The organism is Gottfriedia sp. NPDC058432, assembly GCF_042721555.1.
Lineage (GTDB): Bacteria > Bacillota > Bacilli > Bacillales > Bacillaceae_G > Gottfriedia.
Window position 1 is genome coordinate 46,685 of sequence record NZ_JBHXLC010000014.1, and the last position, 11,580, is coordinate 58,264.

General features: G+C 32.4%; 10 protein-coding genes. 9 read left to right on the top strand and 1 reads right to left on the bottom strand.

Annotation, left to right across the window (positions count from 1 at the left end; all coding sequences use genetic code 11):
- Positions 1 to 3 precede the first annotated feature (3 nt).
- The 9 genes from ACFWM3_RS15320 (at position 4) to ACFWM3_RS15360 (ending at position 11,185) form a co-directional block, all read left to right on the top strand.
- Positions 4 to 1,434: an amino acid permease gene (locus ACFWM3_RS15320; protein ID WP_390311948.1), complete on the top strand. Its 1,431-nt coding sequence runs from the start codon at positions 4 to 6 to the stop codon at positions 1,432 to 1,434.
- Between the two features lie 143 nt (positions 1,435 to 1,577).
- Positions 1,578 to 2,372 carry an alpha/beta fold hydrolase gene (locus tag ACFWM3_RS15325; RefSeq protein WP_390311949.1) on the top strand — a complete coding sequence of 265 codons (795 nt, stop codon included), beginning with the start codon at positions 1,578 to 1,580 and terminating at the stop codon, positions 2,370 to 2,372.
- A 236-nt stretch (positions 2,373 to 2,608) separates the two neighbouring features.
- Positions 2,609 to 3,910: a hypothetical protein gene (locus ACFWM3_RS15330; RefSeq protein WP_390311950.1), complete on the top strand. Its 1,302-nt coding sequence runs from the start codon at positions 2,609 to 2,611 to the stop codon at positions 3,908 to 3,910.
- A 170-nt stretch (positions 3,911 to 4,080) separates the two neighbouring features.
- Entirely contained in the window at positions 4,081 to 5,274 is a 1,194-nt protein-coding gene (locus tag ACFWM3_RS15335) for a M20 family metallopeptidase (protein WP_390311951.1), read from the top strand.
- Between the two features lie 20 nt (positions 5,275 to 5,294).
- Positions 5,295 to 5,492 (top strand): DUF3311 domain-containing protein, encoded by a 198-nt coding sequence (locus ACFWM3_RS15340; protein WP_056473942.1) that lies wholly within the window; start codon positions 5,295 to 5,297, stop codon positions 5,490 to 5,492.
- Entirely contained in the window at positions 5,492 to 6,973 is a 1,482-nt protein-coding gene (locus tag ACFWM3_RS15345) for a sodium:solute symporter family protein (protein WP_390311952.1), read from the top strand. The genes ACFWM3_RS15340 and ACFWM3_RS15345 overlap by 1 nt, the downstream gene beginning before the upstream one ends.
- A 356-nt stretch (positions 6,974 to 7,329) precedes the next feature.
- Positions 7,330 to 8,901, top strand: a complete 1,572-nt coding sequence (locus ACFWM3_RS15350; RefSeq protein ID WP_390311953.1) for a spore germination protein — start codon at positions 7,330 to 7,332, stop codon at positions 8,899 to 8,901.
- A 52-nt stretch (positions 8,902 to 8,953) separates the two neighbouring features.
- A complete protein-coding gene (locus ACFWM3_RS15355) occupies positions 8,954 to 10,078 on the top strand; it encodes a Ger(x)C family spore germination protein (protein ID WP_390311954.1) in 1,125 nt (374 codons plus the stop codon).
- A 9-nt stretch (positions 10,079 to 10,087) separates the two neighbouring features.
- Positions 10,088 to 11,185, top strand: coding sequence for a GerAB/ArcD/ProY family transporter (locus ACFWM3_RS15360; protein ID WP_390311955.1), 1,098 nt, complete (start codon positions 10,088 to 10,090; stop codon positions 11,183 to 11,185).
- Here the strand turns inward: ACFWM3_RS15360 and ACFWM3_RS15365 are convergent.
- A complete protein-coding gene (locus tag ACFWM3_RS15365) occupies positions 11,171 to 11,380 on the bottom strand; it encodes a hypothetical protein (RefSeq protein ID WP_390311956.1) in 210 nt (69 codons plus the stop codon). The genes ACFWM3_RS15360 and ACFWM3_RS15365 overlap by 15 nt on opposite strands.
- Positions 11,381 to 11,580: the final 200 nt, after the last annotated feature.

The window sequence follows — 11,580 nt, forward strand, 5'->3', positions numbered from 1 at the left end:
ATCATGAAGGAATCCACCACTAATTATAAAATTGAAAACGAGCAAGAAAAGGGCTTAAAAAGGGAGTTGAAAACTAGTCAACTAACGATGATTGCAATGGGGTGTGCGATTGGGACGGGGTTGTTCCTTGGTAGCGGACTAGCAATAAAAACTGCTGGTCCAAGCGTATTACTCAGTTATGCAGTTGGTGCATTTATCGTTTTACTACTCATGGGATGCTTAGCAGAAATGACCGTTGCACATCCTACTAGCGGTTCGTTTGGAACAATTGCCGAAAAATATATTCATCCTATGGCGGGATATCTTGTTCGTTACTCATATTGGGTGGCTCAAGTTCTTGCTGTTGGAGTAGAGGTAAGTGCAATTGCAGTCTATATGAAATATTGGTTTCCAACTGTACCAGGAATCGTTTGGATCGCCTTTTTTGCAGCAGTATTAATCTATATAAATGCTACTAGTGTTAATACATTTGCAACATTTGAGTATTGGTTTTCAATGATCAAAGTAAGTGCAATTGTTGGGTTTATCCTACTTGGATCGTATGTTTTGTTTGGTTCATCTCACCATTCAAATATCGGTGTAGAGAACTTAACAAATGATGGAGGATTTATGCCATTTGGCTGGTGGGGCATGTGGGTAGCCGTCTTTATATCATTATTTAGTTTTCTAGGAACTGAAATGATTGCGGTTACAGCGGGTGAAGCAAAAGAGCCTGATATTGCTGTTCCAAAAGCCCTCAAAGCAACAGTTTTTCGTTTATCAATTTTTTATGTATTAACGATTGCAATCATGCTGATCATCGTTCCGTGGAAATCAGCGGGGGTTGATGAAAGTCCATTCGTAAAGGTGATGGAAATATTAAATATACCTTTTGCATCAGGACTTATGAACTTTATTATATTAACAGCAGCTTTGTCAGCGATGAATAGCCAATTATATGCTTCAACTCGTATGGTTTATTCACTTTCAAAAACTAATCATGCGCCAAATATTTTAGGAAAAGTAAGTAAAAAAGGTGTTCCAGCAAATGCTCTTGCAGTTTCAACTATTGGTATTGTAGTTGCCGGAATCGTAAATGCAATACTACCAGATTCCTCTTATGCATTTATGATGGGAATCTCAATGTTTGGTGCGATGTTTACTTGGATGACCATCTTTATTTCACATTTATTTTTTAGAAAGAAATGGGAACAATCAGGTGGTCGAAAATTACCAGTGAAAATGATTGGATTCCCTTACTTCACAATTTTAGGTGCAATATTATTGTTGGGACTAACAATTACTTCTTGGTTTACTGGCTTTAAAATTATGCTTCAATTCGGTATACCTTGGTTAATTGTATTATCTGTGGCTTACTTATTTATAAATAAAAATAATGGTCAGAAAATTCAACGAAACGATGCAGTTCATAATCAGAAAGTAGATAAATTTTAATGTCCATCTAATAAATAGGGGTGTCTCTCATTTTTGAGACACTCCTTTTCTATTTAAAGATTATTTAGAGAAAAGAGAGGAGAAAATAATTAAGTGCAGAATTTTGTTCATAAGATTCTTTTAAAATTCTCGAATGGAGTTGAATGATCATTAATAGTAAAGTTGAACTTGAAAATTTATCAATTTCTTATAAGGAACAAGGCAAAGGGAAGCCAATCGTTTTAATTCATGGTTTTATGGGAAGTCATGAATATTGGGAAAAAGTAGTTCCAAAGCTATCTGAAGACTATCGCGTGATCGCAATTGATTTACCAGGACATGGAGACTCTACAGCTATAAAAGAAGAGCATTCAATAGAAGATTATGCAGATGTGTTGAAAGATTTACTTGATCAACTAAACATTAAGCAAATAACATTGTTTGGCCACTCATTAGGAGGCTATATTACACTTGCATTTGCCCAAAGATATGCAAATTACTTAAATGGATTTTCATTAATCCACTCTACTGCTTATCCGGATAGTGAAGAAGCAAAAAAAGGTAGAGTAGCAACTAGTGAAAAAGTGAAAAATGAAGGAGTGAAAAACGTAGTGGACGGATTAATTCCTAAACTATTCTCTCCAAAAAATATTCAAACCAATAGTGCCGAAATAGATTTAGCAAAGCAAATAGGGTATAAAACATCAGTAGATGGCACGGTTAATGCCTTAATAAGCATGAAAAATAGACCAGACCGAAATCATGTACTTAGCGATACAAGTTTACCTGTACTTTTATTGGCAGGGAAAGACGATCAAATTATCCCACCTGAAAAGACTTTTTCGGTCGAAAAAGAAAATATTAAAACGGCTACTCTAAACAGTGCCGGACATATGAGTATGTATGAGTCTCCTGAGGAGTTAGCTAACAAGATGAAGGATTTTTTAAGGTCATTTTAATGTTTAGGAAATCTTAAAAAGGATATTAGGAGCAGATCTAAGGAAACTTTTAAGAATTAACAAGACTTTTCATCAAGAAACGACTTGATGAAAAGTTTTTTTATTCAACTATATGTAAATAACATGGTCATTTCGAGTGAAATACTGTTAAGATTATTAATAAGCATATAAAAAATACTAGATAAATTAAAAAATCATAGTCCATATAAATTTTAGAGTAATTGGTAGGTGTAATAATGTATCGTATTGGACTGATCGGCCCGGAGTGGTCTTTAGAACGAATTTTAAGTTTTTCTAAAGAATATGAAAAGGAATTAGAATTTTTCCCATTTGCATATGAGGAGCCTGCGGAAACAAAAGAGATTGTAAAGAAACATGATCGAGATGTTGATGTCTGGCTTTTTTCAGGGCAATTACCATATAATATTGCAAAAAAAACGCTACATTCCATTGAAAAATTATTGTATGTTCCTCATACAGAGTCTTCTGTTTATAAAAGTCTGTTAAATATTATGTATCTTAATGGCAAATTAATTAGGCAATTAAGCGTAGATATGCCTACATATTCTAATTTATTAGACGATGCTTTAGAGCAGTTGAATAACCCATTTGATCAGCTCTTTATAAAAAAGTTTGATGAAGAAGATATTAATTTAGAGGAAATATTACAATTTCACCTTCAATTATGGAACGCAAATAAAACTGAAGGTGTTTTGACTAATTTTCCATCTGTTTTTCAGGAATTAAAAAAACGTGAAATTCCAGTCGAATGGATTTCAACTAGTAAAGTGGATATTCGACATACATTAAAGCTAATAATAGAGAAAGTAAAAGGGCTTTATTTTAAAGAATCACAAATTGGAGTAGAATTGGTTGAAATAGAGAATTTTGAGAGTATTATAAGGAAATCAAAATCGCCTTATCATTTACAGCATATCGAACTTCGAATCAAGAATGTACTTCTAACACTTTGCGAACAATTAAATGGTTCTTTGATTGAAAAAGGATATGGGAAATATTTAATTTATAGTTCTAGGGGTGCAATTGAAAGAGAGATTAATATGTTAGAAAATACGATTGAGCAGTTATCATTAGAAGCTGATTCGATCGTTTCTGTAGGGATTGGATTTGGTGAGACTGTTTTTTCTGCAGAGAAAAATGCGATTGAATCAATTCAACAATCAAAAGAATCGAATAATCGTAAAATATTAATTGTGCAAGAAAATGGTGAAATCATTGAGTCGTTTGGTAGTGAAGAGGAGATTACATATGCTTATCGAACAGATGACCAAGAGTTGTTGCAAAAGCTTAAATTAGGAAATATTAGTGTAAAGACATTTCATAAAGTTGAAAACCTTATTAAGAGAATGAGGTGGAATGATTTTACAACAAAGAGTTTAGCTGAGCAACTTAATATGACTGAACGAAATGCTAGACGTATTGTAGCAGATTTATGTGAAGTTGAATTACTAGAATGCATAGGTGAAGAATCCCTCTCTTACCGAGGGAGACCTAGTAAAATATATCGCTTAAAATAAACATTTCAAATTTGGAGTGTTTATTTTTTTGTGTTAAATATTATTAATATTTTGAATTTTTAACAAAAATATATTGTGGAAACCGTTTTCAAGTTATAAAATCGGTATATAAGGAAAAAGACCGTAAATATTCCTTAAAATAAAATTGAAATATTCATGGAGGTATAGCGATGAACTATAATGTTTTTTCTGAATTAAAATTAGATGATGTAGTAAGTTCGATTAACGATGAAGTAATTGAATGGAGAAGGTATTTACATGAAAACCCTGAATTATCTTTCCAAGAAGAAAATACTGCTCAATTTGTGTATGACAAACTAAAATCATTTGGTGACTTAGAAATTTCTAAACCAACGAAGACTAGTATAGTTGCTAGACTAAAAGGAAATGATCCAGGAAAAGTGCTTGCAATCAGAGCAGATATGGATGCACTTCCAATACAGGAAGAAAATGAAATTGAATTTCGTTCTAAAAAGGATGGCATAATGCATGCATGTGGTCACGATGGGCACACGGCGATGCTATTAGGAGCTGCGAAACTCCTTTGTAGTTTAAAAGAAAAGATAAAAGGTGAGATACGATTTATTTTTCAACACGCAGAAGAATTACCACCTGGTGGTGCAATTGAGATGGTAAATGCAGGAGTGCTTGATGGGGTTGACATGATTATCGGAGCACATCTAATAAGCAATTTGGCAACCGGAAAAATTGGTTTAAATTATGGCCCTATTATGGCAGGAGCGGACATGTTTAATATTAGAATCATTGGTGAAGGTGGCCATGCTTCTTTGCCAAATCAAACAATTGATCCAATTCTGATTGGAACTCAAGTTGTAACAAACATACAGCATATCATCTCAAGGAAGATTGATCCAATTGATACAGCTGTCATTTCAGTTACACAATTTAATGGTGGTACAGCAGTAAATGTTATACCAAATATTGCTACTATTGGTGGATCTGTTCGGAGCTTTAACCATGAAGTTCGCAAGAATATACCGAAGTTGATCGAGCAAATCGTAAAAGGTATTACCGATGCCCATGGAGCTAAATACGAGATCGAATACCATTTCGGGTACTCACCGGTCATTAATGATAATGAAGTAACTAGTTTAATAGACAAAACTGTTTGTGAAATCGTTGGAGAAGAAAATCGTGAATTAATTAAACCAATAATGGGAAGTGAAGATTTTTCAGCATTCCTTCATGAAGTTCCTGGGACTTATTTTTTTGTAGGTGCAAGAAATGAGGCAGAGGGAATAGTGTATCCGCATCATCATCCAAAATTTAATATTGATGAGAGAGCTTTAAAGGATGGAGTAAAGATTTTTGTTCAAGGAGCATTTAACATATTAAATAATTAAAAAATTAAGGAGAGTAGAATATGAAGAAAATCTATTTACTTGGTTTTATTCCGATTATTGGTTTTGTAATAGGTGCGTTGTTTTCGAATAAAGTTACACCTTATGTACTTGGAATGCCTTTTTTTCACTTCTCTATTGTACTGTGGTCTTTTCTTACTACTGCATTTTTAGGTTTAATCTATTTATTTGACCCTGCTAATAAAGAGGAGGAAATATAATGAATATTGGAACACTATTTATTTTCTTATTTTTCGTTGTTTCGATTGTGATTGGTATATGGTCAAAAAAAGGTAAAGAAATGAACTTAGAACAATGGTCTGTTGGTGGCCGGGGAATGGGAACGCTTTTCATCTTTTTATTATCAGCTGGCGAAATGTATACAACCTTTACCTTTTTAGGTGCAAGTGGCTCAGCATACGGTGAAGGTGGTTCCATATTTAGTATCGTATCTTACGGGTGTATTGCATCAATTATATCTTATTGGGCTTTTCCTGAGATTTGGAAATACTCTAAAAAACATAAACTAATTTCTCAGTCAGATTTTATGGCGAAGAAATACGGTAGTCCGATTCTTGGAGTACTTGTTGCTATAGTTGGAATCGTGGCTTTATTTTGCTACTTAGTATTACAACTTAAAGGCCTAGGCTATATCGTTGAGATTACATCTTATGGAGTTATTTCTTCAAAAATGGCTATTTTATTTGGCGCACTCGGGGTTACTATATTCGTCATGCTATCAGGAATTCATGGTTCAGCATGGACTTCTGTTTTAAAGGATATTTTAATTCTTGCTATCATTTTATTTTTAGGTATTTATTTTCCGATTCATTTTTATGGCGGTATTAAGCCGATGTATCAGGCTATTGAACAAGCAAAGCCAAACTTTACAATCCTACCAGAACATGGGATGAATTTAACTTGGTATATTTCTACTATTATATTAAGTGGGATTGGGATGTATATGTGGCCTCACTCATTTCCGCCTATTTTTGCAGCGAAAAATGCAAAGGTTTTAAGAAAAAACGCAATTATAATGCCATTGTATCAGTTAATTTTATTATTTGCTTTTTTCGTGGGCTTTGCAGCAATCTTACAAATTAAAGGGTTACAAGGAAGTGATAGTGACAAAATATTATTACTACTTTCGAAAAAGACTTTTGATCCATGGTTCGTCGGTTTAATAGGAGGAACAGGGGTATTAGCTGCATTAGTACCTGCTTCTTTAATTCTAATGGTAATATCCACATTATTTGTTAAAAATATATACCAAGTAATAGTCCCTACTAAATCAGAAGTACATATTACAAAACTAATAAAATTAATTGTTCCTTTTATTACTTTAATTGGATTATATTTTACTTTTAAAGGTGGTAGTTCTTTATTTAGTATTGCAATTGTGGCGTATAATTTTATAACGCAGCTTGCTCCGCCATTTTTCTTAAGTTTAATGAATAAGAACTTTGTAACAAAGCAGGGCGCTATAACTGGAATTATAATTGGTGGTGTTATTGTTTCAATTTTTGATTTAGGTGAAAAGACGTTTGCTCAAACTTTTCCACACCTTCCACAATTTGTGAAAGATTTAAATCTAGGGATTATTGCACTAATTATTAATACGCTAATAATGGTTGCTGTAAGTCTTATTACAAGAAATAGTATGTCAACGAATAAGCGAATTGATAAATTAGCTGAGCAATAAGACGTATATGGGAAGAAAAACGTCGGGTCTATAGATCCGACGTTTTCTATGATTCTATAAAGTTGATTATTGAATTTCTAAATTCTTCAAAATGTCATCTTAAGTTTTACCTTTGATTTTCTTTTTAGCTTTTAGAACGACTAATAGAATACCCCCTAAGAAATTTGTACAAGAAAATTAGAAAGCATAATAAAAAATGAACTTTGTTGATTTGAAACGTTTACTAAATTTTAAATAAATAAGGTTATTTTTCACGGTAATTATACGCTTGTTTAAAAAATTGGTAATAAATAGCATAATTTTTCTACATTTAACAAATTTTAAATAGTAATAAATAAATTAATTAGGTGATTGATATGCGATTGGGATATCCGAAGAGAAGTAAACAATCAAAAGAAGTTAAAGCTCCAGTTGTTTTATCATCCGAATTACAAAAAAATTTAAAAAACATAAATAGTGAATTGCAATATTGTGCGGATTTAATCGTTAGAGAGTTTGAGGTTGGAGAAACCAAAAAAAGAAAAATGGCTTTAATTCATTTGCAAGGTATTTCTAATGGTGACACGATTAGTCAATTTATCGTTGAACCAATTCTTAATAGATGGAAAAACACGAATTTAGACTGTTTAAGTGATCTTAATTTTTTCAATGAAATGAAAGAAAATACGTTTGATGTTCCACAAGTTAAAATTGAAAATGAATGGAATAACATAATGGTGGCGGTGTTAAATGGTGACACAGCGATTTTTATTGATAATCAGCTTAAAGTATTGCTAATTGATACAAAAAGTGGGCAATTCCGTTCAGTATCAGAATCGACTGCGCAGACGATTATCCGAGGACCGAAAGATAGTTTTACAGAATCAATCGCAACGAATATGTCGCTACTTCGTTATCGACTTCGAAGTGCTCAATTTAAAATGGAAATGATTAAAGTTGGCGATGTTACGAATACGAGTGTAGTCATTTCCTATATTGATGACAAGGTTGATCAAAATATATTGCATACTTTAAAAGAAAGATTAAAAAACTCCAAAGTTAATGGAGTTTTAGAATCAATAGATATTGAATATTTAATTGAATCAAAACCCTTTAGTCCATTTCCAACTGTCTTGGACAGTGAAAGACCTGATGTAGTTGCTGCAAATTTATTAGAAGGAAAAATTGGAATTATTGTAGATGGTAGTCCAATGGGGTTAGTACTTCCAGCTACTTTACCAATGTTCTTCCAATCTCCTGATGATTATAATCAACGATATATAGTTGGAACCTTTCTACGATTTTTAAGATTTACAGCTTTTTTTACATCATTATTAGTTTCGGCATTGTATCTTGCGCTAATTACACACCATCGTTCGATGATCCCAACACCATTATTAGTTAGTCTTGCAGCGCAAAGAGAAAGTGTACCATTTCCTGCGATCGTTGAGTTATTACTAATGGAATTCGCTTTTGAAATTATTAGGGAAGCTAGTATTCGTAGCCCAAGAGTACTTGCATCAACCGTAGCAATTGTTGGCGCACTAGTAATAGGTCAAGCTGTTGTACAAGCGGGAATTATATCTACTGCAATGATTATCTTTGTCTCTATTACTGGTATTTCAAGTTTTACTCTTCCTTATTACAGTGTTGCTGCATCTGCACGATTACTCAGATATTTATTTATTTTAAGTGCAGGAGTTGCTGGTTTGTATGGAATTGCATTAATGTTTTTATTTTGGCTAGTTCATTTAAATACAATCGATTCATTTGGAGTGCCATACTTAATGCCAATATCTCCATTATCAATTAGAGATAATGAAGATAATTTTATCCGTTTACCTTGGAAAAATTTGAAGACTTCAAGTAAAGATTTTGTTCCAGATTCAACTCGGTCAAAAAAACAACAAAAAACTAAAAACGGTGAAGATAATGAAACGAAATCTTAAAATAAAGTTGTTAATGTCATTTGTATTGTTACTAACAGGATGTAGTAATTATATGGAGTTAAATAAAATTTCATTTATTACAGGATTAGGTGTCGATTGGACTGACGATTCTAATTTTAAGGTTACATTACAAGTTATTAATCCAACTGAATTAGCTACCGGACAAAATGGTGGTGGCAATTCTTCACCGGTAATTCTTTATACAAGTAAAGGGAAAACACTATCAGAAGCAATTCGAGAAGCAGGAAAAAAAATTACGAAGAACAAAGATTTTACGCATGTTGGCCTAACGGTAATAGGGGAGAACGCAGCAAAGCACGGTATAGAAGAAATAGTGGACGCTATTATTCGAGAACCAAGGGTCTCTGCTTTTATGTCTGTTCTTGTAGCTAAAAATTCAACGGCTGAACAAATATTAAATACGATGACACCTATAAATAAAGTTTCTTCAGCAGAAATGGTTTCAAAATTACAGAATGTTAATTTTTCATTAGGAGAAAGTGTAAATCCTAATGTATTTGAATTAGGAGAAGATCTTACCTATTCAGGGAAAGAGATTGCGATTAGTGGAGTTGAAATTGTTAACGAGAATAAAGAAAAAAATACGTTATCTAATTTACAAACGATGGAACCAGCCCAAACAAAAATTGATAACTTAGCTTTATTTAGAGATAGTAAACTAGCTGGTTGGATCTCCGGACGCGATGTAAGAGGCATCTTAATGGTATTGGATAAAATTCAACAAACAAATTTTGCAGTACCATGTGGGAATAATAAATATAGCTCTCTTCGATTACATGCTCAAAGTATAAAATCAAATGTGAAAGTTAAAGGAAATAGTCCAATTATATATATTGATAATACACTCCTTACATTACTTGATGAAACGGGGTGTTCAGTAAATATTGAAAGTGTTCAAGATTTAATAAAAATTGAAAAACAAGCTGCTATAGTAGTTAAACAACAGATTGAGCAAAGTATTAAATCTGCTCAAAGATATAAAAGTGATGTCTTTGGTTTCGGAGATATGATTCATACAAATGATCCTAAAAAATGGAAACAACTTAAAAACCATTGGGCGGAAGATTTCGCAAAAGCAAAAGTAAATGTGAAAACTACGGTCATTATTAAACGCAGTGGCTTATTAGGGGATCCTGTAATTATGAAGAAGAAATAAGGTGATGCAATGCAGAATATGAAATTTAATTCAGAGCAATTATTTAGTTTGTTAGCAATTTATTTAATAGGAAGTGCTGTAGCAGTTGACCCTGCAAAGGATGCTGGAAGAGATGCCTGGTTAGCAATCTTGATCAGTCTTTTTTGTGGATTAATCTTATTAAGCTTATATTTGGGGATATATAAAAATAACCCTTCTAATTCACTAATTAAGTGCTTACAAACAGCGTGGGGGAAATACATAGGCAACTTTATTGGGGTATTATATGTGGTTTATTGTATATATATTGCATCGAGAGTGATGAGAGATTTTGCAGAGCTTATTTTAACAGTTGCATTAGATAATACAGGATTATTTACAATTTCGATGTTAATGATGTTTCTCTTGATTTATACTGTGATGCATGGCTTTACAAGCTTTGCAAGGACTGTTTGGGTTTGTTTTCTATTAAGTGGTATTATGGTTTTTATTCTCATTTTCTCACAATTATTAACTGGATTTTTAAATTTTTCCCATTTAAAACCTTTCCTTGAATATGGATGGAAACCAGTTTTAAAATCAGTATTTCCAACTACTATAACTTTTCCATTTGGGGAATCAATCGTATTTTTATTATTACTGCAATATTATGAACAACCAAAAAATGTACATAAAATGAGCTATTTAGCAATGATTTATGCGGGTTTCTTTCTAATCATATCGACAATCATTCATATTGCAAATTTAGGTGAAATTATTTTTAAGGCTTCAACTTACCCAGTCCTTTCAAGCGTATCATTAATTAACATTGGAGACTTTTTTACTAGATTAGAATCACTAGCGGTAATTGTATTTGTAATTTTAGGCTTTATTAAAATATCAATTTTATTTTTTGGGGCAGTTGTAGGGACGATGGAAATATTTCATTTAAAAGAAAACTGGTTAATAACTTTTTTAATCGGGATTATTATTATCTGTTTTAGTATTTTCACAACTGTCTCATATGCACAGCATGTTCACATAGGCCTTGATTTAGTCCCTAAATATCTTCATGTGCCATTTCAAATTATTTTGCCATTCATTTTATTCGTGACTTTAAAGATTCAAAAAAAGTTATCTCTTTCTTAGTTTCACAAACATTGTTAAACCAAAATAAAGAATGAAATAAACAAATAAAATTTTATCAAGAGTCATAAAACCAACTTTATTATAAGAAATTGCTAAAATTAAATAATGAAGGTCAAATCCTTGCAATATTGTAAGTCCATAAAATAATAAAAAACAAAAAAAAGATAACAAAACAAAAATCAAAATTTCTTTCAACCATAACACTCCTTTTTATGAGTATTATGAGAAATTCGAGGTGGTTTTACTCTTATAATTTAAGTGTCATTATGAATAATAAAGTTGTCAATTAAGAAAGTAATCTCTTGTTGTTTTCCACTACAGGATGCCGCTTTCCATGGGGCGCGCCGAGGAGGCTCAGGTCTCGCCCCATGGAAAGCGAGAGCGCACTGAAGTGG

What these genes read in the sequence shown, in the direction of transcription:
- ACFWM3_RS15335 (WP_390311951.1), top strand. Translation starts at nt 4,081, where the DNA reads ATGAACTATAATGTTTTTTCTGAATTAAAATTAGATGATGTAGTAAGT.
- ACFWM3_RS15345 (WP_390311952.1), top strand. Translation starts at nt 5,492, where the DNA reads ATGAATATTGGAACACTATTTATTTTCTTATTTTTCGTTGTTTCGATT.
- ACFWM3_RS15320 (WP_390311948.1), top strand. Translation starts at nt 4, where the DNA reads ATGAAGGAATCCACCACTAATTATAAAATTGAAAACGAGCAAGAAAAG.
- ACFWM3_RS15325 (WP_390311949.1), top strand. Translation starts at nt 1,578, where the DNA reads ATGATCATTAATAGTAAAGTTGAACTTGAAAATTTATCAATTTCTTAT.
- ACFWM3_RS15360 (WP_390311955.1), top strand. Translation starts at nt 10,088, where the DNA reads ATGCAGAATATGAAATTTAATTCAGAGCAATTATTTAGTTTGTTAGCA.
- ACFWM3_RS15330 (WP_390311950.1), top strand. Translation starts at nt 2,609, where the DNA reads ATGTATCGTATTGGACTGATCGGCCCGGAGTGGTCTTTAGAACGAATT.
- ACFWM3_RS15340 (WP_056473942.1), top strand. Translation starts at nt 5,295, where the DNA reads ATGAAGAAAATCTATTTACTTGGTTTTATTCCGATTATTGGTTTTGTA.
- ACFWM3_RS15350 (WP_390311953.1), top strand. Translation starts at nt 7,330, where the DNA reads ATGCGATTGGGATATCCGAAGAGAAGTAAACAATCAAAAGAAGTTAAA.
- ACFWM3_RS15355 (WP_390311954.1), top strand. Translation starts at nt 8,954, where the DNA reads ATGGAGTTAAATAAAATTTCATTTATTACAGGATTAGGTGTCGATTGG.